Consider the following 25091-nt stretch of genomic DNA (forward strand, 5'->3'; position numbering starts at 1 on the left):
GCGTTATCCTTTTTCTTGGGCGGCCCGGGCGCGCAGCGCCTGCACCACCATGGAAATCCGCGAGGATTTCGATCCTTTCACAAGCACCACGTCGCCCGGCGCGACAAGCTCGTTCACCCGCGACGCCAGATCCGCCGCGCTTTCAGTCCAGACCCCGCGACGCGAGGCCGGCAGCGCATCATAAAGATGCTTCATCCGCGGTCCGGCGGCGTGGACCAGGTCCACCCTGGCCATCGCCGGATCGTCGGCGAGGGCCCTGTGCATCGCAAATTCCTCGGAGCCCAGCTCCAGCATGTCGCCCAGGATGGCGACGTAACGCGCTCCCTTCAGCCCCACCAGAGTTTCCAGCCCCGCCGCCAGCGAGGTCGGGTTGGCGTTGTAGGCGTCGTCAATCAGGCGGATCCCGGCCACATCCTCAACCGCGCCGCGGCCTGCGGGGGGCTGCCAGTTCGCCAAGGCCGCCGCCGCCGCCGGCAGGTCCGCCCCGGCCGCCGACAGCGCGGCAAGAACGCCCACCGCGTTCATGGCGAAGTGCCGCCCGGTGGTGGTCAGAGTAAAATCGACCGTATCGCCGGTGATCCGCGCGCGGCAGGCCAGCGTGCCTTCGGTCAGCTGCGTGCGTAGCGGACGCGCCATGCCGTGTTCGCCGAACCCCACCACGACCGCACCCGCGCGGTCGGCGCAGTCGCGCAGGATCTGCGTCACGGACAGATCCTCCGGGATGATGGCATGTCCGACAGGCTGGAGCCCCTCAAAGATCGCGCCCTTCTCGTGGGCAATCCCCCCGAGCGCGCCGAACGCCTCGAGATGCGCGGCGGCGACGGTGGTGATCATCGCCACATGCGGGCGGGCCATGCGCGACAGGGGGGCAATTTCTCCCGGATGGTTCATGCCGATCTCGATGATGGCGAAGTCAGTGTCGGCGGGCATCCGCGCCAGGGTCAGCGGCACGCCCCAGTGGTTGTTGTAGCTGGCCTCCGCCGCGTGAATGTTGCCCTGCCCGGTCAGCGCCACCCGCGCCATGTCCTTGGTCGAGGTCTTGCCGACCGACCCGGTGATCGCGATCACGCGCGCCTGTGTCCTGGCGCGACCGGCGCGGCCCAGATCCTCCAGCGCGCGCAGCACGTCGGGCACGACCAGCAGCGGTGCATCGGGCGTCAGCCCCTCCGGAATGCGGCTGACAAGCGCGGCCGAGGCACCTTTGTACAGCGCCTGCGCGACGAAGTCATGGCCGTCACGCGCGGCGGCCAGCGCCACGAACAGGTCGCCCGGCTGGATGGTGCGGGTGTCAATCGACACGCCCGTGGCCTGCCAATCGCGCTGCGCCCGGCCGCCCGTGGCGGCGGCGGCCTCTGCCGATGTCCAGAGCGTCATATCCGGCCATCCAGTGCCGCCACCGCGACCGAGGCCTGTTCGGCATCGTCGAAGGGATAGACGTCGTGGCCAACGATCTGGCCGGTCTCGTGCCCCTTGCCGCAGATCAGCAGGGCGTCGCCCGGCTGCAGCGCGTCGACGCCGCGCAGGATCGCCTCGGCCCGGTCGGGAACCTCGGTCGCCTCGGGGCCGGCGCCCTCCATGACGGCGGCGCGGATCAGTACCGGATCTTCGGTCCGGGGGTTGTCGTCGGTCACAATGACCACGTCGGCATGTTCGCGCGCGGCCTGACCCATCAGCGGGCGCTTGCCTCGGTCGCGGTCGCCGCCCGCACCGATGATGCAGATGATCCGGCCCATGACGTGCGGGCGCAGCGATTGCAGCGCCGCGATGACCGCGCCTGGCTTGTGGGCGTAGTCGACGAAGACCGCTGCGCCGTTCTCACGCTGCGCGGCCAGCTGCATCCGGCCACGCACGGTGGTCAGGCCCGGCAGGACGCGCAGAATGTCGTCGGCCGTATCGCCCGCCGCCAAGCACAGGCCCATCGCCGCCAGCACGTTTTCAGCCTGGAAGCCGCCGATCAGCGGCAGCCGCACCATGTGGGCCTGCCCCATCAGCGAAAACCGCAGGTCCTGCCCCGTCGCGTCGTACCGCTGGCCCAGGATGCGCAGCATCGCTGCGCCATCGCTGCCCACCGTCGTCAGCGCCAGCCCGCGATCCTTGGCGATGTCGGCCATCTGCCGGCCGCGCTGGCCGTCGATGTTGATGACCGCCGCCGCCCCATCCTCGAGCACGCGGTTGAACAGCAGCGCCTTGGCTGCGAAGTATTCGTCGAAGCCCGCGTGGTAATCCAGATGGTCCTGGCTGAAGTTGGTGAAGGCCCCCGCCTCGATCCGCACGCCGTCCAGGCGGCGCTGGTCGAGACCGTGGCTCGACGCCTCAATTGCTGCATGGGTGACACCCGCCGCCACCGCGTCGGCCAGGACCGAATGCAGCGTCAGCGGATCGGGCGTTGTGTGGGCCAGCTTGGCGTGGTGGTCGCCCTCGACCCCCATCGTGCCCAGGCTGATCGCCTTGTGTCCAAGCGCCTGCCAGATCTGGCGAGTGAACGTGGCCACGCTGGTCTTGCCGCTGGTGCCGGTGACGGCCACGACATGGTCTGGCTGATCGCGAAACCAGAGCGCGGCAGCACCGGCCAAGGCCGCGCGCGGATCCTCGGCCACGACAAGCGCGCCGTCCCAACCCGCCAGCTCGGCGGCAGCGATTTCGGCGCCCTGGCGATCGGTCAGGATGGCCGCGGCCTGCATGCGCAGCGCATACTGGATAAATTCGCCACCGTGGACCGCCGAACCGGGCAGCGCCGCGAACAGGTGACCCAGCTTGACGGTCCGGCTGTCGATGGACAGCCCGGTGATCGTGGGGTCGCGCCCGTCCCGCGCCCGCAGCCCCAGCTGCGACAGCCTCACATCGTCCTTGGTCACAGTCCCACCCGTCATTGATTTGCGACGAGCTTTATCTCAGGCGCTTCGCCGGGTTCAACACGCGGCTCGAACCGCGCGGCGATTGTCGGCAGGATTTCGTCGGTCGCAGGTTCCAGCCCCAGCAGCGGCGCGACGCGGCGGATCAATTCGGCCGCGACGGGCACGGCCGTATATCCGGCGGTGCGGCTCTCGCCGGCCGCGGTTTCGACCGAGGGTTCGTCCAGCGCGACGATCAGGACGTATTTCGGGTCGCTGGCCGGGAAGACCGAGGCGAAGGTCGCGATGACCTTGTTCTTGTAGTATCCCCCAGACGCGCGCGGCTTGTCGGCCGTGCCGGTCTTGCCCGCGACCTCATAGCCCTCGACGTTGGCCTGGCGCGCGGTGCCGCGGGTCACCACCTGGCGCAGCATGTCCACGGCCATGGCGGCGGCGCGGGGCGACAGAACCTGCTCGCCCTCGGGGCGCTGGCGGCCGTGGACCAATGTCGGCGTGACGCGCTTGCCGCCGTTCGCGATCGTCGCATAGGCGGCTGCCAGATGCAGCGGGCTGGCCGCCAGACCGTGGCCGAAGCTGACCGTGGCCGAGGTCACGGCAGGCCAGCGCGGGGGGACCAGCGGCTGGCCGGTCGCGCCCTCGACCATCTCGATCGGGGTCGGGACGAACAGGCCCAGCTTCTCGAGGAACTCTTTCTGCCGGTCGACACCGATCATCTGCGCGATCCGCACCGTGCCCACGTTAGAGGATTTCACGATGACGTCGGTCGCGCTTAGCTCGTTACCATAATGGTGGAAGTCGTTGATCAGGAAACGGCCGATCCGCATCGGCGCCTTGGCGTTGATGCCGCTCGAGGGGTTGATCAGCCCCAGATCCAGCGCCTGAGCGACCGGGAAGATCTTGAAGGTCGATCCCAGCTCGTACTGGCCTTGGACGGCGCGGTTGAACAGCGGGCTGTCCGAGGGTTCGCCGGTCAGCAGGGGGCGGGGACGGTCGTTCGGGTCGAAATCGGGCAGGCTGGCCATCGCCAGGATCTCGCCACTGGCGACCTCCATCAGGATGCCGGTCGCGCCCTTCGCATTCATGACGTTCATGCCGGATGCCAGCACGTCCTCAATCGCCTGCTGCAGCGTCAGGTCGACCGACAGCGACAGGGGCGCACCCTCGTTTGCAGGATCGCGCAGCCAGGCGTCGAAGGCCTTCTCGACCCCCGCCACCCCGATCACCTCGGCGCTGCTGACGCCTTCGTTGCCGAAGCCCGATCCGCCCAGAATGTGGCTGGCGATGTCGCCGTTGGGATAGATCCGCATCTCGCGCGGGCCAAACAGCAGGCCGGGCTCGCCCAGGTCATGGACAGCCTGCATCTGCTCGGGGCTGATCTTGCGCTTGATCCACATGAACTTGCGGTTGCCGGTGAAGTCGCGCGTCAGCCGCTCGACGTCCAGGTCCGGGAAGATCCGCGCCAATCCTTGGGCCGCGCCCACCGGGTCGATCATCTGGTGCGGGTGGGCATAGACGGAATGGGTCAGCAGGTTCGTCGCCAGCACCCGGCCGCGACGGTCGGTGATGTCGGCCCGCTGCGACATGATCTGCGCCGACAGGACCTGGGTGCGCGGCTCGGCAGGTTCGCCAGAGGCCAGCGCGCCCATGCGAACGCCGACGGTGCCGAAGGCCAGGACGAAGCAGCAGGCCATGAGGATCAGCCGTCCCTCGGCCCGGCGGCGGGCGCGGTCCTGGATCTCTTCGTGGCGACGGCGGCGGTTCTCGGCCTCGATGTCGTCGGGATTCTCGCCTCGTTCGCGGGCACGAAGAATGCGGGCCAGGGGGCGCAGGGGGGTGCGGATCATGGCTGGGACTCCGTGTTGTCAGGCGTGGTTGAGGGATCGAGCGGGGGTTCGGGTTCAGGCGGCTTTGGATAGTCCACCTGATCGAGGTCGTTAAACTGGTCCGGCGCCACCGGCACCAGCTGCAGCTGGTCGAAGTTCAGGTCGACCAACTGGCGCAGCCGTTCGGGGCGGTTGAGATAGGCCCATTCGGCGCGTAGGACGCCCAGTTCCTCTCGCAGGTCGGCGATCTCGCGCCGGACCTGCGCCATCTGACCGATGGCCGCTTGGGTGGCATAGTTTTCGCGATAGGCCCAGAAGGCCAGCCCCATGACCACAAGAACGCAGGCCAGATAGGTCAGCGACCGCATCAGCTCCCCCCCCCTTGCCGGAAGGTCGGGCATGGCCAGCGATCTTGCATCGACCTCGCCCGCGGGTGCATCCGTCCGCACGGCCACGCGCAGCAGCGCCGAGCGGGCGCGGGGGTTTTCCTCCAGCTCCTCGGGGTCGGGACCGATGGCGCGGCGGAAGGGCTGGCGGAAGGCCGGCTCAACGGCCTGCTGGACCGGGGCATAGCGGTTGCCGCCGCCTCCCGCGTCCGACCGGGCCTGCATGAAGCGCTTGACGATCCGGTCCTCGAGCGAGTGGAAGCTGACGACCGCCAGCTGGCCGCCGGGCCTCAGGGCCCGTTCTGCGGCCGACAGACCGGCGACAAGCTGGCCGAACTCGTCATTGACCCAGATGCGGATGGCCTGGAAGCTTCGGGTCGCCGGGTGGCTCTGCCCCGGCTTGGGACGCGGAAGGCAGCCTGCCACGATATCGGCCAGCTGGGCCGTGCGGGACAGCGGTCGGGCAGCCACGATGGCCCTGGCGATCCGGCGCGAGGCGCGTTCCTCGCCGTAATGATAGAGCACGTTCGCGATGGTGCCCTCGTCAGCGGTATTCAGCAGGTCGGCGGCCGCCGGGATGTCGCCGCCCATCCGCATGTCCAGGGGACCGTCGCGCAGGAAGGAGAAGCCGCGTTCGGCCTGGTCCAGCTGCATCGAGCTGACACCGAGGTCCAGGACGACCCCGTCCACCGCCTGACCGGCCAGCCGGTCCAGGTCCGAGAAGGTGCCCTCGACCAGTTGCAGCCGGTCGCCATAGTCACCGCGCCAGCCCTCGGCCATGCCGAAGACGGAAGGATCGCGATCGATGCCGATGACCTTCTCCGCCCCGGCTTGCAAGAGGCCACGGGCATAGCCGCCAGCCCCAAAGGTGCCGTCGACCCAGGTGCCGCCGACCGGGGCCACTGCGCGCAGAAGCGGTCGAAGAAGAACGGGGACGTGCGGACCCGACATCGCCTAGCCCTCGTCCGTCTGCTGCAGGAAGACCCGCGGATCGAACTCGGGGCCATAGCCCGAGGCGAAATCCTCAAGCGCCTGGACGTCCTTCGGACGCGAATCCGGGTGATAGACCTGCACATAGTCGCCGCGCGATTCAAAGATCGTCTCGGTCCCGTCCGCCAGGTTCAGCTTGTCGCGCAGCTTCGCAGGCAGGACCAGGCGGCCTTCGCGGTCGATCTCCAGCTCGACCGACTGGCCGTTCATCAGAAGCTCCAGCCAGCGGCGCTGCTGGCTGCCGCGCGGAAGCCTGTCGATCTGCTCGTCGATCTGCTCGACCGCGTCGACGCTGTAGAGTTCAAGCCAGTTCCACCAGTCGGGACCATAGACGGCGACGATCTGGGTGCGGCCCGTGTTGGAGCCCGTGAAGGACGGATCGCCGGCATCGAAAACGCGCCGCAGGCGGGCCGGGATCGACATGCGTCCCTTGCCATCGACCTTGACGGTTTCGGTGCCTCTGAACTTCCGCGCCACCTTGCGCCCGCCCTCACTGTCCTGCTCTTTCGACCAGCCGAAAGAGAAAGGGCGGATCGGGCCGCTGCCACTGCCCGATCCGCCGCCCTCGTTCCCGATTACCCGGGCCCCTTTGCGGGGTTGGTTGCCGACCCTGACACGCGCCACCTGGGGGAGGTGCTGCTCGCGCATGCGGGTCGGCTATGTTGGAAAACGGATGCCTGTATGAAGTCTGCTTCGCCTTCTTGGGGTCTTGTCGCCCCGTTTCACTGCCCGTTTTCGTGAATTGGTTTTGACATGGGAATTCACGGGAAGCAACGGTCTTCTTCGCCGCCTTGACCCGTGAAAATCTGCCCACGAACGCAGATTTTGGTTGCGAATCGCAAAACAGAGCTTTGCAACCACCAATTGTGGTGCCGTTGCCATTATGACACACCACATTTAGAACCGTCTGTTTCCCAGCAAAATCAAGGCCACTGCGGCACGTTCACCACACATCCTGCCGATGCAAGGAGCAAGCGCAGCGGCTTCCACAGGAAATACGGAAGATGCTCACGAACACTCACGAAATCGAGAGCGCTCGCGCGACTGTGTTCCGTCTTTTCCCAGATGTCCCTGAAATTCCCGCGCTGAGGGGCGGATCAGGCAATGCCGCCCCGGATCAGCCTGTCTGCCAGCTGCCCATAGGCCTCGGCGACGGCTCCATCCCCCAATGCGGCCGGCTGGCCCGAATCGCCGGCTAGACGCACCTCGAGCTGCAGCGGCAGCGCCCCCAGGAAGGGCAGGCCCAAGGCCTCGGCCTCGGACGCGACGCCGCCGTGGCCGAACAGATGCGCCTCGTGGCCGCAATTGGGGCAGACATAGGTGGACATGTTCTCGACAAGGCCCAGGACAGGTGTCTTCAGCTTGTTGAACATGTCGATGGCGCGCCGCGCATCCAGCAGCGCGACGTCCTGCGGCGTCGACACGATGATCGCGCCGGTGACGGGGGCCTTCTGGCAGAGGCTCAGCTGCACGTCGCCGGTCCCTGGCGGCAGGTCGATCAGCAGCACGTCCAGTTCGCCCCAGTTCACCTGCTGCAACAGCTGCTGCAGTGCGCCCATCAGCATCGGACCGCGCCAGACCAGCGCCTCGCCCTCCTTCAGCATCAGGCCGATCGACATGACCGTGACGCCATGCGCGTGCATCGGCTCGATCCGCTGACCGTCCGGGCTGGCCGGCCGGCCCGAGACGCCCATCATGCGCGGCTGCGACGGCCCATAGATATCGGCATCCAGCAGCCCCACCCTGCGCCCCGCCCGCGCCAGTGCCACCGCCAGGTTCGACGTCACCGTCGACTTGCCGACGCCGCCCTTGCCCGATCCAATGGCGACGATGCTGCGCACGCCTGGGATCGCCTGCGGTCCTGCCTGCGGCTTGGGGTGCCCGCCGACCTTCAGCGAGGGCGCCGCCCCAGACACCGCCTTGGGCGGCTCGGGCCGTGCGGGCGCTGTCATCACGATCTGAACCTTGGCAACGCCCGGCAGCCGTTCGATCCGCGCCCGCGCCTCTGCCTCGACAGGCTGCATCGCGCGACCGGTGGCGGCATTCTCCACCTCGATGACGAATCGCACCGTATCGCCGTCCACGACAAGGGCGCGAACCAAGTCGGTTCCGCCCAGGGTCCCGCCCTGCGGCAGGGCAATGTCAGAGATTGCCGTAAGGATCGTTTCGCGGGTGACGGGCATGTGAGCGACCTCTGTCTTGTGTGGCTGGCACCATGCCGCATAGATGCGCGGGCCTCAACACCCCTGCGACATTCGGGTCCACGCAGACATAAGCACCTGCAGACACGCGTTTTTCTGCAGCCGCAGCGTGAACGCTAACAGTTGTAGCGTGTCAATTTTGTGTCGAAGTTTCAGCGCTCAAGCTGACGAAAGGTCAGTGTTACCCATGCATTTGCTGCATGGCAGCATTACGAAACCGTCCGTTGTGCATCCGCGGCGTTAGGGCCATCTTGGGTTCAACGAAGCGCCGGGCCAATCCGGGAACGGCGAAGACGAGACGAAAGGATAGAACGATGGCTGTTATCGCCCAAGCACAGAACGCCGCCGCCGAATCCGGCCTGCGTGGCCGCCTGCTGAATGCGATCCACCGCGTTCAGGACAACCGCGCCCGCCGGGCGGTCTATCGCCAGACCGTGCGGGAACTGAACGCCCTGACCACCCGCGACCTGGACGACCTGGGCATCAACCGCACGATGATCACCCGGCTGGCCCACGAGGCTGCCTGGGGTTCGGCGAAGTAAGCATTCTTATTCCCGGCCCTCTCCTCCTCCCTGGGCTTGGGAACGGCGACATCCTCCCCTCCTCCTCCCTGGAGGATGTCGCCCAAAGATACGCCGGAACCCCCTCCTCCTCCCTGGGTTTCGTGCGGACCGCGGCGGCTCCGATCCTCCTCCCAAGGGGCCGCCGCACGTAACATAGCCGCCTCATCTGCGGCACTCGAATGCGCCGGACCCCCTCCTCCTCCCTCCCGGGTCCGCGCAAGCGGTGAAAGCCCTCCTCCTCCCTGGCTGACACCGCGCCCCATACGCGGCCCCTCCTCCTCCCTGGGTCAGCGTTCAGCGGCGGCCCCTTCCTCCTCCCTGGGGTCGCCGCATCACATAGCCGCCCTGTTCGCGGCACACAGATGCGCCGGGTCCCCTCCTCCTCCCTCCCGGATCTGGCGTATGCGGTTCTGGCCCTCCTCCTCCCTGGCCGGCACCGCACCCCAAACGCGGCCCCTCCTCCTCCCTGGGCCAGCGTTCAGCGGCGGCACCCCCTCCTCCTCCCTGGGTGCCGCCGCGTTTCTTTTGACCCTCCGGAACCCGATCGCGCCCGATGCATTCCCTTGCGACCACCGCATCAGGGGACGCAGCATGTTTCGCAAGGGCACCAAGGTCGAATGGAACTGGTCGGGCAGCACGGCGACCGGCAAGATCACCGAGATCTTCACCGACGACGTCGAACGCACGATCAAGGGCAGCAAGATCAAGCGCAAGGCCAGCAAGGACGAACCTGCCTACATGATCGAGCAGGAGGACGGCGACCGCGTCCTGAAGAGCAAGTCCGAGCTGAAGCGCGCCGATTGACCGCTTTCGCAGCCCGCCCGAGCGCGCTAAGGCACTCCGATGCTCAGCTATCAACATGCGTATCACGCAGGAAACCTTGCCGACCTGCACAAGCACGCGCTTCTGGCCTCGGCGCTCGATTACCTGACCCGCAAGGACAAGCCGCTTTCGTATGTCGAGACGCATGCGGGCCGCGGCCTTTATGACCTGCGTAGCGACCAGGCCCGCAAGACCGGCGAGGCCGCGACCGGTTTCACGCGCGCCGAGGCCGAAGGCTGGCTGCCCCGCAACCATCCGCTTCTGCAGGCGGTGGCGAAGGTCCGCGCCACGCACGGGCCGCAGACCTATCCCGGCTCTCCGCTGATCGCAGCGCAGTTCCTGCGCTTCGAGGATCGCGCCCATCTGGCCGAGTTGCACCCCGCCGAATACGAGGCGCTACGGCAAGTCGCAGGTCTTGCCACGCTGCACGCACGCGACGGCTTTCAGGTCGCGCAGGCGGTCTGCCCGCCGACGCCACGCCGGGGGATGCTGCTGATCGACCCCAGCTTCGAGGTAAAGGACGACTACGTGGCGATCCCGCGGCAGATCGCATCGATCGCACGCAAGTGGAACGTCGGCGTCATCGCGCTGTGGTATCCGATCCTGACCGATCACCGCCACATGGCCATGACCGCGGCCTTGGCCATGCAGTTCCCGAACGCCTTGCTGTCCGAGGTGCGCTTTCCGCCGGCACGGCCGGGGCATTCGATGGTCGGATCGGGAATGTGGGTGCTGAACCCGCCCTGGGGTCTGGCAGACGAGGCAGCGCGGATCGAGGCGATCTTCCGCGCCCGCGCCTGAGGGGGATTCCCCGTCCCGGCGGGCTGTGGCATGATCCGCGCCACAACAAGGAATCCCCGATGCCACAACGCCTGTCGATCGGCGCCACCGTCTTTCTGGTCCTGACCGCCGCCTTGGGCCTCTATTTTGCCTACGCCGCCGTTCAGGGTCCGTCCGGCATCCTGCGCCGCATCCAGATCGAGGCCGAGACGGTCGAGCTGCGCGTGGCCCGCGATGCGCTGCGCGACGATGTGGCCCGCATGCAGAACCTGACGCACCGCCTGTCGGACGAATATCTGGATCTGGACCTGCTGGACGAGCGCGCCAGAGAGGTCTTGGGCGTCGTCCGCGCCGACGAGGTCATCCTGAAATAGGAGGCTTCCGGCGGCATTGCACGGCTGACGGTGATGCGCTACGGATTAGTTTAACGCTGAACTATCCCGACCACCCTGCCAGGAGGACATGCCGCATGGCCAGGAAACCCAGTTCGCAGCCAGAAGTCCCCTCGAACGTCTCGAAGGACGAACTGCTGCAATACTACCGCGACATGCTGCTGATCCGGCGATTCGAGGAAAAGGCCGGCCAGCTTTACGGCATGGGCCTGATCGGCGGGTTCTGCCACCTCTACATCGGCCAGGAAGCCGTCGTCGTCGGCCTGGAAGCCTGCGCCAAGGAAGGCGACAAGCGCATCACCAGCTATCGCGACCACGGCCACATGCTGGCCTGCGGCATGGAGGCGCGCGGCGTCATGGCCGAGCTGACCGGCCGCGAGGGCGGCTATTCCCGCGGCAAGGGCGGCAGCATGCACATGTTCAGCCGCGAAAAGCACTTTTACGGCGGTCACGGCATCGTCGCGGCGCAGGTGCCGCTTGGCGCGGGGCTTGCCTTCGCCGACAAGTACCTGGGCAACGACAACGTCACCTTCACCTATTTCGGCGACGGCGCGGCCAACCAGGGTCAGGTTTATGAGACCTACAACATGGCGGAACTCTGGGACCTGCCGGTCGTCTTCGTGATCGAGAACAACCAGTACGCCATGGGCACCAGCGTCAAGCGTTCCACCAAATCAACGACCTTCTTCGGACGCGGCGAGGCCTTCGGAATCCCGGGCGAACAGGTCGACGGCATGGACGTCCTGGCCGTTAAGGCCGCCGGCGAGAAGGCGGTCGCGCACTGCCGCGCGGGCAAGGGTCCCTATATCCTGGAAGTCATGACCTATCGCTATCGCGGGCACTCGATGTCGGACCCGGCCAAGTACCGCACCCGCGAGGAGGTGCAGAAGATGCGCGACGAGCGCGACCCGATCGAGAACATCCGCGATCTGCTGCTGACCGGCAAGCACGCCTCCGAAGACGAGCTGAAGTCGATCGACAAGGAGATCAAGGAGGTCGTGAACGACTCGGCCGAGTTCGCCAAGGAGAGCCCCGAGCCGGCGCTGGATCAGCTCTGGACCGACATCTACGCCGAAGAGCTGCCGCAGGGCAGCGCCGAAGAGAACGCCTGAGGGGGTGACGTAACATGGCAACCGAAATCCTGATGCCCGCCCTGTCCCCCACGATGGAGGAAGGCACCCTGGCCAAGTGGCTCAAGAAAGAGGGCGACGAGGTCAAGTCCGGCGATATCATCGCCGAGATCGAAACCGACAAGGCCACGATGGAGTTCGAGGCCGTCGACGAGGGGATCATGGGCAAGATCCTGGTTGCCGAGGGCACCCAGGGCGTCGCCGTGAACACCCCCATCGCCGTGCTGGTCGAGGAAGGCGAGAGCGCCGACGACATCGAGACGCCGAAGGCCGAGGCCCCCGCCAAGCCCGAACCCGAGAAGGCCGACAGCCAGCCCGGCAAGTCCGCCGTCGAGGAGGTCAGGACGCCCGAGCCCGACCGCAGCCCCGACTGGCCCGAGGGCACGGCCATGAAGACCATGACCGTGCGCGAAGCATTGCGCGAAGCCATGGCCGAGGAGATGGAGCGCGACGAGACCGTGTTCCTGATGGGTGAAGAGGTCGGCGAATACCAGGGCGCCTACAAGATCAGCCAGGGCCTTCTGGACACATTCGGCCCGCGCCGCGTGGTGGACACGCCCATCAGCGAAATGGGCTTTGCCGGCATCGGCACCGGCGCCGCGCTGGCCGGCCTGCGCCCGATCGTCGAGTTCATGACCTTCAACTTCGCCATGCAGGGTATCGACCACATCATCAACTCGGCCGCCAAGACGCTCTACATGTCCGGGGGCCAGATGGGTTGCCCCATCGTCTTCCGTGGCCCGAACGGCGCAGCGGCCCGCGTGGGCGCGCAGCACAGCCAGGACTATGCGGCATGGTATTCGTCCATTCCCGGCCTCAAGGTCGTGATGCCCTATACAGCCGCCGACGCGAAGGGGCTGCTGAAGCAGGCCATCCGTGACCCGAACCCGGTGATCTTCCTGGAGAACGAGATCCTCTATGGCCGCAGCTTCGAGGTCCCGGACCTCGAGGATTTCACCATTCCCTTCGGCAAGGCGCGGATCGCCCGGTCGGGCGGCGACGTGACCATCGTCAGCTTCGGCATTGGCATGGCCCATGCGCTGGAAGCAGCCGACAAGCTGGCCGGCGAAGGCATCGAAGCCGAGGTGATCGACCTGCGCACCCTGCGTCCGCTGGACTATGACAGCATCATCACCTCGGTGAAGAAGACCAACCGGCTGGTCACGGTCGAGGAAGGCTTCCCGGTCGGCGCGATCGGCAACCACATCTCGGCCTATGTGATGGAGAACGCGTTCGACTGGCTGGACGCCCCGGTGATCAACTGCACCGGCAAGGACGTTCCCATGCCCTATGCCGCGAACCTGGAAAAGCTTGCCCTCATCACGGCAGACGAGATCGTCGAAGCCGTGAAAAAAGTCACCTACAAGTAACGGAGCTGCGCGATGCCCACGGAAATCCTGATGCCCGCGCTGTCGCCCACCATGGAGGAGGGCACGCTGGCCAAGTGGCTGGTCAAAGAGGGTGACGAGGTCAAATCCGGCGACGTGATCGCCGAGATCGAGACCGACAAGGCCACGATGGAATTCGAGGCCGTCGACGAAGGCAAGATCGGCAAGATCCTGGTTACCGAAGGCAGTGCGGGGGTGAAGGTCAACACCCCCATCGCCGTCCTGCTGGAGGACGGCGAGACCGCCGACGATATCGGCAGCGCTTCGGCGGCGAAACCGGCCGATGCGGCGCCCGCCACGACCAAGGCCGACCCGGAGCCGGCCGAAAAGGGCTATGGCGGACCGATCGGCGCCCCCGTCGCCGGCGAAGGCAAGACTGATGCCAGGCCCGCGTCCGGCAGCGGCGACCGGGTCTTCGCCTCGCCCCTGGCGCGGCGGATCGCGGCTGACAAGGGCCTCGATCTGTCGGCCATCAAGGGCAGCGGCCCGCGCGGCCGGATCGTCAAGGCCGATGTCGAGAACGCCAAGCCCGACGCGGCGCCAAAGGCCGCGGACCAGGCCCCGCTGGCCGAGCCCGTCGCCGCCAAGGAGCCCGCGGCCGCGCAAGCGCCCAAGGGCCTGTCCACCGATGCCGTGAAGAAGATGTTTGCCGACCGCGAGACCGAGGAGGTGCAGCTGGACGGCATGCGCCGCACCATCGCAGCGCGTCTTGGCGAGGCCAAACAGACCATCCCGCATTTCTACCTGCGCCGCTCGGCCAAGCTGGACGAGCTGATGAAGTTCCGCGCCACGCTGAACAAGCAGCTTGAGGGTCGGGGCGTCAAGCTGTCGGTCAACGACTTCGTCATCAAGGCCTGCGCCCTGGCGCTGCAGCAGGTGCCCGACGCAAACGCCGTCTGGGCCGGCGACCGGATCTTGAAGCTGAAGCCGTCGGACGTCGCGGTGGCGGTCGCGGTCGAGGGCGGGCTCTTCACGCCTGTCCTGCGGGATGCGGAAAGCAAGACCCTTTCGGCCCTGTCAGCGCAGATGAAGGATCTGGCCGGACGTGCCAAGTCGAAGAAGCTGGCCCCGCACGAATACCAGGGCGGCAGCTTCGCGATCAGCAACCTGGGCATGTTCGGGATCGAGAACTTCGACGCTGTCATCAACCCGCCGCATGGCGCGATCCTTGCCGTAGGCGCCGGCATTCAGACCCCTGTGGTCGAGGACGGGCAGGTCGTCATCCGCAACGTGATGTCGATGACGCTGTCGGTCGATCACCGTGTGATCGACGGGGCGCTTGGTGCGCAACTGCTGCAGGCCATCGTCGAGCATCTGGAAAACCCGATGGGCATGCTGGCCTGATAAGAGCTGAAAAAACTGGGGCGGCGGAACCGGCCGGTTCCGCCGCCCCTGTCATGTCCGGACAAGCGATGTCAGGCCACGGCCTTTTCGATCGCCGCCACGAAGTCGTCCAGGTCATCCGGGTTACGGCTGGTGATGATGCCGCGATCCTCGACCACGGCCTCGTCCACCACCTCGGCGCCGGCGTTCCGGATATCGCTGCGGATCGAGGTGAAGCTGGTCATCTTGCGACCGCTGGCCAGGCCGGCCTCGACCAGCAGCCAAGGGGCGTGGCAGATCGCGGCGATCGGCTTGCCGGCATCGGCGAAGCCCTTGATCAGCGCCACGGCCTTGTCGTCCACGCGAAGGTTGTCGGGGTTGATGACCCCGCCCGGCAGCACCAGCGCGTCGAACCCGTCCGGCGACTGGTCGGCGATCGACAAATCCGCCTCGACCGTCTTGCCCCAATGGTCCTTGTCCCAGGCCTTGATCGACCCCGCCTTGGGCGCAGCGATGTGGACATCGTGGCCCGAAGCCTTCAGTTTCTCCAGCGGCGTGAACAGTTCCGACTGCTCGAAGCCGTCGCTTGCCATGATCAGGATCTTGGCCATCTTGGTCTCCTTTCGCATTGCGATCGTGTGCCAATGCGGAGGGCTGCGATGCGGTTCCTGTCAGAACGAGACCGTGACCCCCGGCAGGTTCAGCTCTGCGACCAGGTCGCGCAGTTCCTGCCGGGCGGCGATGTGCGACATGCTCATGGCCTCGGTGCCGACATCCTTCAGGTCCAGCAGCGTCAGGCCGCGCGGGAACAGCTCCCTGAAGATGACGCGTTCGGAAAAGCCAGGGGCGACGCGAAAGCCGATGCGCCTGGACAGGCTGGCCAGCGCGCCGCCCACCTTGCGCTTGTTGTGCATCTGCTGCGTGCCAAGCCGGTTACGCAGCACCAGCCAATCGATTGCCCCGGCCCCCGCCTGCGCCCGCATCTGCCGCGCGCTCCAGACCATCTCGGCATAGATCGAGGGGCCCAGCACATCGCCATCGGGCGACAGGCGGGCCAGCAGGTCGAAATCGACGAAGCTGTCGTTCAGCGGCGTGATCAGCGTGTCGGCCAGCGTATGGGCCATCTGGCTCAGCAGGGTATGGGACCCCGGGCAGTCCAGAAGGATGAAGTCACATTGCGGTTCAAGCTGCTGCAGCGCCGGGGTCAGCGGGTCGGGCCCCTCGCCCAGCCGGGCGATGACCGGCATCGGCAGGTCGACCCCGGACCGGTCGCAGAAGGCGCCACGGTTTTCGAGGTAGCGGCCGAAGCTGCGCTGCCGCACGTCAAGATCCAGCCCGCCGACCCTGTGCCCCATCCGGGCCAGCGCGGTCGCGACATGCATCGTGGTGGTCGACTTGCCCGAGCCGCCCTTCTCGTTCCCGACGACGATGATATGCGCCACGCCTCGCCCCCAGTCCTGCCCCTGCCGCGAAACCTAGCGACCGCGTTCTGCAAAGGAAACCTGCGCCAGGAAAATGGCGCGGGCTGTGTCGAGACCATCACGCCGGTCAATTGGGCGGGGACTGCCGGCCGATCAGGCGCCCGTCGATCATCGCCAGACCCAGGCCGATGACGCCCATGCCCAGGATCTGCGTCGGACCCAAGCTCTCGTCCAGGAACAGCCAGCCGAGCAGGATCGCCGACACCGGCACGAGGAACGTCACCAGCGAGATGTTCGTCGCCCCGGCCCGCGCCAGGACCCTGAAGAACAGCACATAGGCAAGGCCGGTGCAGACCACGCCCAGGACGGCCAGCGCTGCCCATGCATGGGCCGGCGCGCCGGGCGGCGGCCCCGCCGTCAGCATTGCCAGCGGCAGCAGCACGATGCTCGAGCCGCTGACCATCCCCGCCGCCGTCACAAGCGGGTCGATGCCCTTGGCGCGGAACCTGCGCCCATAGGCGGCCGCGCAGGCATAACTGAAGGCTGCCCCCAGCATCGCCAGCTGCGGCAGGATACCATGCCCCTGACCTGCCAGTTCGTCGACGCCGATCATCACGACCACGCCGCCCAAGCCAAGACCCACGCCCGCCAGCCGCGTCGGACCGGCGCGTTCGTCAGCCAGCGCCAGCGACGACACCAGCACGGTAAAGAGCGGCGTGGTTGCGTTCAGGATCGACGCCAACCCTGACGGAATCGAGGTCTGTGCCCAGACGATCAGGCCGAAGGGGATGGCGTTGTTGACCACGCCCATCACCAGGAACGCGCCCCAGAGGCCGGCGTCGCGGGGCACCCCGCGCCCGGTGATGCGGACGATGGTCCAAAGCACCAGCGCCGCGATCGACACGCGCAGCGCCACGATCCACAGCACCGGCAGGTGGTCGACCATCAGCGCGATCAGGAAGAACGACCCGCCCCAGATCAGCGACAGCAGCAGAAGAAGCGTCCAGTCACCGGCGCTCATCCGCGTGCTGATCGAGGGCGACAGCGCGCTCATCGGCCCAGCATCAGGAAGTCGTCGTTGGGCCGGATGTCGCCGGCGTTCACCAGCCGGTTCGACATGGCGAAGAAGGCGGCGATGGCGCCGATGTCCCAGACCTCGTCCGGCGTGAAGCCCGCCTGCGCAAGGGCTGAATGGTCGTCCTCGACGATGTCCTGCGCGGCCAAAGCGACCCTCTCGGCATAGGCCAGCATCGCCCGCTGGCGGTCGGTCAGGTCGGCCTTGCGCCAGTTGACTGCCACCTGGTCCGCAATCAGCGGGTTCTTGGCGCGGATGCGCAGGATCGCACCGTGTGCCACGACGCAGTACTGGCAACGGTTCAGCCCGCTGGTCGCCACGACGATCAGTTCACGCTCGGCCTTCGTCAGACCCTCGTCCTTATCCATCAGCGCGTCGTGATAGGCGAAGAAGGCGCGGAATTCGGCCGGGCGGTGGGCCAGCGCCAGGAAGATGTTCGGGACGAAGCCCGACTTCTCGCCGACGGCGACGATGGCGTCGCGGATGTCGACGGGCAGATCGTCCAGTTCGGGTACGGGAAAGCGGCTGATGGCGTGGGTCATGGTATCTCCTCCGGCGCGCAGCCTGCCCGGCGAGGCGTGGCCATGCAAGTGGCGTCAGCCCGCCTCGCGCAGCGCCGCCAGCGCCGCCTGGACCTTGGGCGTGCGGTGCAGGTCCACGTGCGTAACCAGCCACAGCTGCGATTCCCACTCGGGCAGCGCCAGCGCCGGGACCAGCCCCTCGGCCCGGCCGGCGGACAGCGGCCCAACCGCCAGCCCCGCGCGGATCGCCGCTTCGCGCGCGCTCTCGTCGCTTGCGATCAGCAGGACGTTCTCGGGCGAGATACGGTCGTGCAGCCAGCGCATGTAGGGCGCGCGCTGCGCCTCGACCCCCGGCAGCGCAAAGACATGCCGCCGGGGGTCATCCACCTCTCCGTGCCGCGCCAGGTATTCGGGGGCCGCGTAGAGCACCGCCCCCATCCGCCCCATCTCTCGGACGACATAGTCAGGCTCGGTCGGCCGTGCGCCGCCGCGGATGGCCAGATGCGCCTCTCCGGTGTCCAGGCGGAACAGGCGCACGTCAGTGGCATAGGTCAGGCGCAGGTCGGGATGACGCGCCATCAGCGCCACCAGACGCGGCATCACCAGGTCGGTCAGCTCGGGCAGCGCCGTCACCACGAGGTCGCCCTCGACCCGGTCGCCGGCACCGGCGATCTGCGCGGCCATCTGCGCGAAGCGTTCGTCCGCGGCGGCGGCCGTGGCCAGAAGCGTACGCCCCGCCTCGGTCAGGGCATAGCCGCGCGGGTGGCGCTGGAACAGCCGTGCACGCAGGGCGGCCTCCAGCGCGTCGATGCGGCGGATGACGGTGGCGTGGTGCACGCCCAGGGCCGATGCCGCGCCGCTGACCGTGCCCGTCCGCGCCACGGCCAGGGCCACGCGGATATCGTCCCAGCTTTCGATCTGCATGTGCGCCCCTGCACAGATGATGCGCGGTTATCACCATTCCGTTCGCGCTTTCATAGCCCTAAATCCAGTCCTGAAACAGACATTCGACGACGGAGACCGCCATGAACATCCTGCACCTCGACAGCGCCATCACCTCGGACGCCTCGGTATCGCGCAAGCTGACCGCCGACATCGTCGCGCGCCTGACCGCCGCCGATCCCGCCGCCAGCGTGACCTATCGCGACCTGAACGAAGGTGTGCCGGCCATCGACACGACCTGGTTCCGCGCCGTCCGCGTCGGCACCGACAATCCCACCCCCGAGGAGGAGGCCCGCGTCGAGACGTCGGACAGGCTGCTGGCAGAGGTTCAGGACGCCGACACCCTAGTGATCGGCCTGCCGGTCTACAACTTCTCGATTCCGGCCCAGCTGAAGAACTGGCTGGACCAGATTGCCCGTGCCGGCGTCAGCTTCCGCTACACCGCCGAAGGCCCCGAGGGGCTGCTGAAGGACAAGCGCGCCTTTGTCGCCTATACCGCCGCCGGCACGCCGATCGGATCTGACCTTGACCACGCCTCGGGCTATCTGCGCCACATGCTGGGATTCATGGGCATCACCGACGTGACCTTCGTGCCCGCCGACGGGCTGGCCATGGATCGCGCCGCCGGAATGGCCCGCGCCCAGGCCGCGCTGGAACAGATCGCCGCCTGATCCTGCCTGTGACGGCTCCCGAGGTTGACTCGGGGGCCGTTGTTGCGTAGATCGGCCCCAACTTCCGGAAGCATCGTCTTCCGGTCCCTGCCCTGCGCGGGGATCGCCCCCCGTCAGCGCGTTGCGCCCACGGGGGCAAAACCGTTTTGGACCTTAAGGAGGCCCGGCCATGTTCGAGAACCTATCCGACCGTTTGGGCGGCGTCTTCGACCGGCTGACCAAGCAGGGCGCCCTGACCGAGGACGATGTCACCGCCGCCATGCGCGAGGTGCGGGTCGCTCTGCTGGAGGCCGACGTCTCGCTTCCCGTGGCGCGCAGCTTCGTCAAGGCAGTCACCGCCAAGGCCACCGGCGCCGCCGTCACCAAATCGGTCAGCCCCGGCCAGCAGGTCGTCAAGATCGTCCATGACGAGCTGATCCGCGTCCTGCAGGGCGACGACGCCCCCGAAGCGCTGCGCATCGACAACCCGCCCGCGCCGATCCTGATGGTCGGCCTGCAGGGCTCGGGCAAGACGACCACTACTGCGAAACTCGCCCTGCGCCTCAAGGACCGAGAGAAGAAGCGCGTCCTGATGGCGTCGCTGGACACCAACCGCCCTGCGGCTATGGAGCAGTTGGCGATCCTTGGCCAGCAGATCGGCGTCGACACCCTGCCCATCGTGCCGGGCCAGACCGCGCCCCAGATCGCGCAGCGCGCCAAGACGCAGGCGTCGCTTGGCGGCTATGACGTCGTGCTGCTGGACACCGCCGGCCGCCTCCACATCGACCAGACCCTGATGTCCGAGGTCCAGCAGGTCCGCGACATCGCCCAACCGCGAGAGACGATCCTGGTCGTCGATGGCCTGACCGGCCAGGACGCCGTCAACGTCGCGACCGAATTCGACGGCAAGGTCGGCATCTCTGGCGTGGTCCTGACCCGGATGGACGGCGACGGCCGCGGCGGCGCCGCCCTGTCGATGCGTCAGATCACCGGCAAGCCGATCCGCTTCGTCGGCCTTGGCGAAAAGATGGACGCGCTCGAGGCCTTCGACGCCCAACGCGTCGCGGGTCGCATCCTTGGCATGGGCGACATTGTCGCGCTGGTGGAAAAGGCCCAGCAGGTGCTGGAGGTCGAACAGGCCGAGCGCATGATGAAGCGCTTCCAGAAGGGCCTGTTCAACATGAACGACCTCAAGGGCCAGCTTGAACAGATGCAGAAGATGGGCGGCATGCAGTCGGTGATGGGCATGATGCCCGGCATGTCCAAGATGGCAAAGCAGGCCGAGGCCGCAGGCTATGACGACAAGGTCATCCGCCATCAGATCGCGTTGATCAACTCGATGACCAAGAAGGAACGGGCCAATCCCGACCTTCTGCAGGCCAGCCGCAAGAAGCGCATCGCGGCCGGCGCGGGCATGGAGGTCGCCGACCTGAACAAGCTTCTGAAGATGCAGAAGCAGATGGCCGACACCATGAAGAAGCTGGGCAAGATGGGCAAGGGCGGCATGATGAAGCAGGCCATGCGCGCCATGACCGGCAAGGGCGGCGGGTTGCCCGACATGGACAACCTCGACCCCGCCAAGATGGCCGAGGCGCAGAAGCTGCTGCAGGATCCGAAAGGCCTCGGCGGACAGCTGGGCCGTGCGGGTCTGCCCGGTGGCTTGGGCGGGCTCTTCGGCAAGAAATGAACCTCATGCTGCCCCATACCTGCTTTGGTCCCCAAATATCCCGCGGGGGTCCGGGGGCGCGAAGCCCCCGGCGCCTGCCATCCTGCGCGGGTGCCGCATGATCGCTCTCTCCCCCACACCGGTCCTTTCGACCGACCGCCTGACGCTGCGCGCGCCCCAGGGCAGCGACTGGCCGCATTGGCGCAGCTTCCACCATTCCGACCGCGCGCGGTTCATCGGCGGCGGCCCGGACCGGCAGCCCGGCGACAGCTGGCGTGCCTTCGGCCACATCATCGGCCACTGGGCGATGCGGGGCTTTGGTATGTTCGTCTTTACCTTCAAGGGCGACGACACGCCGCTCGGCCTGACCGGGCCGTGGTTCCCCGACGGCTGGCCGGAACGCGAACTGGGTTGGACCGTCTGGTCCGAGGCCGCCGAAGGCCGCGGCCTGGTGTCCGAGGCTGCCCGCGCCGCCCGCCGCCACGCCTTCGGGACACTCGGCTGGGATACGGCAGTCAGCTATATCGACCCGGACAATGCCCGTTCGATCACGCTGGCCGAACGGCTTGGCGCCACGCTGGATCGGTCGGCCCGGCAGCCGGCGTGGGACAAGCCCTGCCTCGTCTATCGCCACCCTTCGGAGGACGCATGACCGACGCCGCCACCCGCGCCGCCGCCCTCCTCAGGGACCATCGCGCCAGCATCGACCGCCTGGACGCGATCCTGGTCTACACGCTGGCCGAAAGGTTCAAGCACACGCAATCTGTCGGCCGTCTCAAGGCCGACCACGACCTTCCTCCGTCCGATCCGGCCCGTGAAGCCACCCAGATCGAGCGGCTGGAACGCCTCGCGCGCGAGGCCGATCTCGACCCGGAATTCGCGCGCAAATTTCTGAATTTCGTGATCGCTGAAGTGATCCGGCATCACGAACAATACCAGTCCTGAGGGGCCATCGCCCCCGACCGCCATTTCAAAGGAGAAGACCCCAATGGCCATGAAGATCCGCCTCGCCCGTGGTGGCAGCAAGAAGCGCCCGCACTACGCCATCGTCGCGTCCGATTCGCGCATGCCGCGCGACGGCCGCTTCATCGAGAAGCTGGGCACCTACAACCCGCTGCTGGCCAAGGACAGCGAAGACCGCGTGAAGATGGACCTTGATCGCGTTCAGTACTGGCTGGGCCAAGGCGCGCAGCCGACCGACCGCATCGCCCGCTTCCTGGAAGCCGCCGGCGTCAAGGACAAGGCCGAGCGCGCCAACATGAAGAAGGCCGAGCCGGGCAAGAAAGCCAAGGCCCGCGCTGAAGAGCGCGCCAAGAAGGCCGCCGCCCCGGCCGACGCCGAGTAACCGGATTTGCCGGCCCGCGCGTGCGATCAGTCCTGCGCGCGGGCAAGCGTCTATCAGCGGCGGCGCTTCTGGTCCTCGTGGTGCTTCTTGTGAAGACATGCAACGGGACCCATCATCCTATCGACGTCTGTCTCGACAGCTCGACGCTGATTTACGACTCCGACAATCCCATCTGCCAGGAGGCCTCTCATGACTGACCGCATCTGCGTCGGCGCCATTGCCGGGGCCTTCGGCGTCCACGGAGAGGTGCGGCTGAAGAGTTTCTGCGCCGAACCCACGGACATCGCGAATTACGCCCCCCTATCATCCGAGGATGGCAGCCGCACATTCGCAGTCACCCTCACCCGCCCCGTCACGGGCGGCCTGGGGGCGCGCCTGAAGGGCGTTGCCACGCGAGAGGATGCCGAAGCGCTGAAAGGCGTGACGCTCTGGGCGCCGCGCAGCGCCCTGCCCTCGCTTCCCGACGACGAATTCTATCACGCCGACCTGATCGGCCTGCAGGTGGTCGACACCGGCGGCGCACCCCTGGGTCGCGTGCGCGCGATCTTCGACCACGGGGCGGGCGACATCCTCGAGGTCGTGGGCGGCCAGCAGGTCGTGATGCTGCCCTTCACGCGCGCCGTGGTGCCGACGGTCGATCTGGCCGCCGGCCGAATCGTCGCCGATCCGCCCGGCAGCGACGAATGACCGACACCCCGAAATCCCACGGCCGCCTGGCGATCCGCCCCAGCCTGAAGCCGCGCGAGCTGATGGCCGAGCCTCAGGTGCATGGCGCCTGGACGGCACGGATCGTCACGCTGTTCCCCGAGGCCTTTCCGGGCATCCTCGGCCTGTCGCTGATCGGCAAGGCTCTGGCGCAGGGGTTGTGGAACCTGCAGACAATCCCGCTACGCGACCACGGCGTCGGCCGTCACCGCAACGTGGACGACACCCCCGCGGGTGGCGGGGCCGGGATGGTGATCCGCGCCGACGTCATGGACGCCGCCCTCCGCGAGGCCGGGCCGGGACTGCCCGTCATCTACATGTCGCCGCGCGGCAAGCCCCTGACCCAGGCCCGTGCCCGCGCGCTGGCGCAGGGGCCGGGCGTCACCCTGATCTGCGGCCGGTTCGAGGGCATCGACCAGCGCGTCTTGGACGCCCATGACGTCGAGGAGATCAGCATCGGCGATTACGTCCTGACCGGAGGAGAGATCGCCGCTCAGGTCTTGATCGACGCAACGGTCCGGCTTATACCGCGCGTGCTGGGGAATCAGGATTCTCTGGCCGAGGAATCCTTTTCCATCGGCAACAGGGGCCTTCTGGAAGCCCCCCAGTTCACGAAGCCCGCCCAATGGGACGGCCGCGAGATCCCACAGGTACTTCTGTCCGGTAATCACGCGGCCATATCTGCTTGGCGGGCCAGTGAGGCCGAAAGGCTGACCAAGGAACGCCGCCCCGATCTGTGGCGGGCACATGCGGAAACGCAGGTGGACCCGGCAAAGGACCGACAGCGCTCGGGCGCATCAGACCAATCGCGGAACCACCGCGAGCAGAGATAGGAACCACAGCGATGAACCTGATCGCAGAACTCGAAGCCGAGCAGATCGCCGAGCTCGGCAAGACCATCCCCGACTTCAAGGCCGGCGACACCATCCGCGTCGGCTACAAGGTGACCGAAGGCACCCGGACCCGCGTGCAGGCCTATGAAGGCGTCTGCATCTCGCGCAAGGGCGGCAGCGGCATCGCGGCCAGCTTCACGGTCCGCAAGATCAGCTTTGGCGAAGGCGTGGAACGCGTGTTCCCGCTCTATTCGACCAACATCGACTCGATCGAGGTCGTGCGTCGCGGCAAGGTCCGCCGCGCCAAGCTGTACTACCTGCGCGACCGCCGCGGCAAGTCGGCCCGCATCGCCGAGAAGACCAACTACCGTCCGCTGTCGGACGCGAAAGCCTGAGCAGAGGTCACGCCATGAAAAAAGAGATTCATCCCGACTACCACATGATCGAGGTCAAGATGACCGACGGGACGACCTATCAGACGCGGTCGACCTGGGGCAAGGACGGCGACAGCATGTCGCTGGACATCGATCCGACCTCGCACCCTGCTTGGACCGGCGGTTCGTCGCGCCTGATGGATGCCGGCGGTCGCGTGTCGAAGTTCAAGTCGAAATACGCCGGCCTGGGCTTCTGATCCCGAACCGACATAGGTTGCGAACGCCGCCCCTTCCGGGCGGCGTTTTTCATTTTGGGCGGTGTCGTCTCAGCCACGGCCTGAAGCAACACCGACCGGCACCATCAGACTTTTGCCACGCAACATCGCCGCAACGGCAGCCCTGCGCAGCTATACCGATCTGATGATAAGTTCACGATGACTTCCCTTTGGTGGCAGCTCGCCAAGAGACATGCCGGGCAATGATCTGCGCATGTCAATGGCGGCGCGAAAGTCGGCCATGAAGCGGCGTGAAGCCAGGCTGGGTGGCGGTGTCCGGCACCGTGGCGCGTCGGCCCCTATGGGCCAGATCGGCAAGATCTGAATTCAAGTTTGTTGTTGCCGTTCTCGGGCCGTGCTGTTGGCGAGGCGATAGCTCTCGCCATTCATTTCGAGGATGCTGACGTGATTGGTCAGCCTGTCTGACGTTGTCCCCTGCGCCTAATCCAGCTTGAGATAGGCTCTGGCCCAACTGGTCGGACCAGAGATGAAGCGCAGCAGGTTCACTGAAGATTAGGGTCAGGATTCATAACCAATAGATGACGACAGCTGCGAGGGCGATCGCGGATAGGAAGACCTTTGGGCATCGGTCGTAGCGGGTCGCCACGCGCCTCCAGTCTTTAAGCCTGCCGAA

Annotated in this window: 27 protein-coding genes and 3 pseudogenes; 16 read left to right on the forward strand and 14 right to left on the reverse strand. The window is 67.0% G+C overall.

Annotated elements, in window-relative coordinates; translation table 11 throughout:
- Window positions 1-3: 3 nt before the first annotated feature.
- From OC184_RS13080 to OC184_RS13105, 7 genes and pseudogenes are all read right to left on the reverse strand, one after another.
- Window positions 4-1374, reverse strand: coding sequence for a UDP-N-acetylmuramoyl-tripeptide--D-alanyl-D-alanine ligase (locus OC184_RS13080; protein ID WP_265507629.1), 1371 nt, complete (start codon window positions 1372-1374; stop codon window positions 4-6).
- The gene (locus OC184_RS13085; RefSeq protein WP_265507630.1) at window positions 1371-2870 is read right to left on the reverse strand and encodes a UDP-N-acetylmuramoyl-L-alanyl-D-glutamate--2,6-diaminopimelate ligase; all 1500 of its coding nucleotides are present in this window, start codon (window positions 2868-2870) and stop codon (window positions 1371-1373) included. The genes OC184_RS13080 and OC184_RS13085 overlap by 4 nt, the downstream gene beginning before the upstream one ends.
- Window positions 2867-4696: a peptidoglycan D,D-transpeptidase FtsI family protein gene (locus tag OC184_RS13090; protein ID WP_265507631.1), complete on the reverse strand. Its 1830-nt coding sequence runs from the start codon at window positions 4694-4696 to the stop codon at window positions 2867-2869. Before OC184_RS13090 ends, OC184_RS13085 begins: the two co-directional genes overlap by 4 nt.
- Entirely contained in the window at window positions 4693-5076 is a 384-nt protein-coding gene (gene ftsL / locus OC184_RS20710; RefSeq protein ID WP_456095345.1) for a cell division protein FtsL, read from the reverse strand. Before ftsL ends, OC184_RS13090 begins: the two co-directional genes overlap by 4 nt.
- Window positions 5053-6012 (reverse strand): annotated as a pseudogene (rsmH, locus tag OC184_RS13095) (16S rRNA (cytosine(1402)-N(4))-methyltransferase RsmH); the annotation flags it as partial. The pseudogene rsmH and the gene ftsL, both read right to left, overlap by 24 nt.
- Before the next feature lie 3 nt (window positions 6013-6015).
- Complete coding sequence (locus OC184_RS13100) at window positions 6016-6699, reverse strand: division/cell wall cluster transcriptional repressor MraZ (RefSeq protein WP_265507632.1); 684 nt, start codon at window positions 6697-6699, stop codon at window positions 6016-6018.
- Between the two features lie 449 nt (window positions 6700-7148).
- Window positions 7149-8234, reverse strand: coding sequence for an Mrp/NBP35 family ATP-binding protein (locus tag OC184_RS13105; RefSeq protein ID WP_265507633.1), 1086 nt, complete (start codon window positions 8232-8234; stop codon window positions 7149-7151).
- Between the two features lie 332 nt (window positions 8235-8566).
- On the opposite strand from OC184_RS13105, the gene OC184_RS13110 reads away from it, so the two are divergent.
- From OC184_RS13110 to OC184_RS13140, 7 genes are all read left to right on the forward strand, one after another.
- Complete coding sequence (locus OC184_RS13110; RefSeq protein ID WP_265507634.1) at window positions 8567-8794, forward strand: DUF1127 domain-containing protein; 228 nt, start codon at window positions 8567-8569, stop codon at window positions 8792-8794.
- 612 nt (window positions 8795-9406) lie between these two features.
- Window positions 9407-9619 (forward strand): hypervirulence associated TUDOR domain-containing protein, encoded by a 213-nt coding sequence (locus OC184_RS13115; RefSeq protein ID WP_265507635.1) that lies wholly within the window; start codon window positions 9407-9409, stop codon window positions 9617-9619.
- Window positions 9620-9658: 39 nt separating this feature from the next.
- Entirely contained in the window at window positions 9659-10438 is a 780-nt protein-coding gene (locus OC184_RS13120; RefSeq protein ID WP_265507636.1) for a 23S rRNA (adenine(2030)-N(6))-methyltransferase RlmJ, read from the forward strand.
- Window positions 10439-10497: 59 nt separating this feature from the next.
- The gene (locus tag OC184_RS13125; protein WP_265507637.1) at window positions 10498-10791 is read left to right on the forward strand and encodes an FtsB family cell division protein; all 294 of its coding nucleotides are present in this window, start codon (window positions 10498-10500) and stop codon (window positions 10789-10791) included.
- A 95-nt stretch (window positions 10792-10886) separates the two neighbouring features.
- Entirely contained in the window at window positions 10887-11921 is a 1035-nt protein-coding gene (gene pdhA, locus OC184_RS13130; RefSeq protein WP_265507638.1) for a pyruvate dehydrogenase (acetyl-transferring) E1 component subunit alpha, read from the forward strand.
- 14 nt (window positions 11922-11935) lie between these two features.
- Window positions 11936-13309 carry a pyruvate dehydrogenase complex E1 component subunit beta gene (locus tag OC184_RS13135; RefSeq protein ID WP_265507639.1) on the forward strand — a complete coding sequence of 458 codons (1374 nt, stop codon included), beginning with the start codon at window positions 11936-11938 and terminating at the stop codon, window positions 13307-13309.
- A gap of 12 nt (window positions 13310-13321) precedes the next feature.
- Window positions 13322-14671: a pyruvate dehydrogenase complex dihydrolipoamide acetyltransferase gene (locus OC184_RS13140; protein WP_265507640.1), complete on the forward strand. Its 1350-nt coding sequence runs from the start codon at window positions 13322-13324 to the stop codon at window positions 14669-14671.
- A 71-nt stretch (window positions 14672-14742) separates the two neighbouring features.
- Here the strand turns inward: OC184_RS13140 and OC184_RS13145 are convergent, their stop codons facing one another.
- From OC184_RS13145 to OC184_RS13165, 5 genes are all read right to left on the reverse strand, one after another.
- A complete protein-coding gene (locus OC184_RS13145) occupies window positions 14743-15261 on the reverse strand; it encodes a type 1 glutamine amidotransferase domain-containing protein (protein WP_265507641.1) in 519 nt (172 codons plus the stop codon).
- A 60-nt stretch (window positions 15262-15321) separates the two neighbouring features.
- Window positions 15322-16092 (reverse strand): division plane positioning ATPase MipZ, encoded by a 771-nt coding sequence (locus OC184_RS13150; RefSeq protein ID WP_265507642.1) that lies wholly within the window; start codon window positions 16090-16092, stop codon window positions 15322-15324.
- Window positions 16093-16198: 106 nt separating this feature from the next.
- Window positions 16199-17125 (reverse strand): DMT family transporter, encoded by a 927-nt coding sequence (locus tag OC184_RS13155; protein ID WP_265507643.1) that lies wholly within the window; start codon window positions 17123-17125, stop codon window positions 16199-16201.
- Window positions 17122-17688: a peroxidase-related enzyme gene (locus OC184_RS13160; RefSeq protein WP_265507644.1), complete on the reverse strand. Its 567-nt coding sequence runs from the start codon at window positions 17686-17688 to the stop codon at window positions 17122-17124. Before OC184_RS13160 ends, OC184_RS13155 begins: the two co-directional genes overlap by 4 nt.
- A 54-nt stretch (window positions 17689-17742) precedes the next feature.
- Window positions 17743-18591 carry a LysR family transcriptional regulator gene (locus tag OC184_RS13165; protein WP_265507645.1) on the reverse strand — a complete coding sequence of 283 codons (849 nt, stop codon included), beginning with the start codon at window positions 18589-18591 and terminating at the stop codon, window positions 17743-17745.
- Between the two features lie 101 nt (window positions 18592-18692).
- Here OC184_RS13165 and OC184_RS13170 point away from each other — a divergent pair, with 101 nt between their 5' ends.
- The 9 genes from OC184_RS13170 to rpmE all read left to right on the forward strand — a co-directional run bounded on the left by OC184_RS13170 (window position 18693) and on the right by rpmE (window position 24439).
- On the forward strand, window positions 18693-19280 hold the full coding sequence (locus tag OC184_RS13170; RefSeq protein ID WP_265507646.1) for an FMN-dependent NADH-azoreductase: 588 nt from the start codon (window positions 18693-18695) through the stop codon (window positions 19278-19280).
- A 169-nt stretch (window positions 19281-19449) separates the two neighbouring features.
- Complete coding sequence (ffh, locus tag OC184_RS13175) at window positions 19450-20946, forward strand: signal recognition particle protein (RefSeq protein WP_265507647.1); 1497 nt, start codon at window positions 19450-19452, stop codon at window positions 20944-20946.
- A gap of 97 nt (window positions 20947-21043) precedes the next feature.
- Window positions 21044-21577 carry a GNAT family N-acetyltransferase gene (locus OC184_RS13180; protein WP_265507648.1) on the forward strand — a complete coding sequence of 178 codons (534 nt, stop codon included), beginning with the start codon at window positions 21044-21046 and terminating at the stop codon, window positions 21575-21577.
- The gene (locus OC184_RS13185; RefSeq protein ID WP_265507649.1) at window positions 21574-21870 is read left to right on the forward strand and encodes a chorismate mutase; all 297 of its coding nucleotides are present in this window, start codon (window positions 21574-21576) and stop codon (window positions 21868-21870) included. The genes OC184_RS13180 and OC184_RS13185 overlap by 4 nt, the downstream gene beginning before the upstream one ends.
- A 43-nt stretch (window positions 21871-21913) precedes the next feature.
- Window positions 21914-22270, forward strand: coding sequence for a 30S ribosomal protein S16 (gene rpsP, locus OC184_RS13190; protein ID WP_265507650.1), 357 nt, complete (start codon window positions 21914-21916; stop codon window positions 22268-22270).
- A gap of 189 nt (window positions 22271-22459) precedes the next feature.
- Window positions 22460-22957: a ribosome maturation factor RimM gene (rimM, locus tag OC184_RS13195; protein WP_265507651.1), complete on the forward strand. Its 498-nt coding sequence runs from the start codon at window positions 22460-22462 to the stop codon at window positions 22955-22957.
- Window positions 22954-23808: a tRNA (guanosine(37)-N1)-methyltransferase TrmD gene (trmD, locus tag OC184_RS13200; RefSeq protein ID WP_265507652.1), complete on the forward strand. Its 855-nt coding sequence runs from the start codon at window positions 22954-22956 to the stop codon at window positions 23806-23808. Before rimM ends, trmD begins: the two co-directional genes overlap by 4 nt.
- Before the next feature lie 11 nt (window positions 23809-23819).
- Entirely contained in the window at window positions 23820-24203 is a 384-nt protein-coding gene (gene rplS / locus OC184_RS13205; RefSeq protein ID WP_265507653.1) for a 50S ribosomal protein L19, read from the forward strand.
- A gap of 14 nt (window positions 24204-24217) precedes the next feature.
- On the forward strand, window positions 24218-24439 hold the full coding sequence (gene rpmE, locus OC184_RS13210) for a 50S ribosomal protein L31 (protein ID WP_265507654.1): 222 nt from the start codon (window positions 24218-24220) through the stop codon (window positions 24437-24439).
- Window positions 24440-24784: 345 nt separating this feature from the next.
- Here rpmE and OC184_RS13215 read toward each other — a convergent pair.
- Both OC184_RS13215 and OC184_RS13220 read right to left on the reverse strand, forming a co-directional pair.
- Window positions 24785-24892, reverse strand: a pseudogene (locus OC184_RS13215) (ATP-binding protein); the annotation flags it as partial.
- Between the two features lie 91 nt (window positions 24893-24983).
- Window positions 24984-25091: pseudogene (locus tag OC184_RS13220) on the reverse strand (IS5/IS1182 family transposase); the annotation flags it as partial.

The organism is Paracoccus rhizosphaerae (assembly GCF_026162645.1).
GTDB classification, from domain to species: domain Bacteria; phylum Pseudomonadota; class Alphaproteobacteria; order Rhodobacterales; family Rhodobacteraceae; genus Paracoccus; species Paracoccus rhizosphaerae.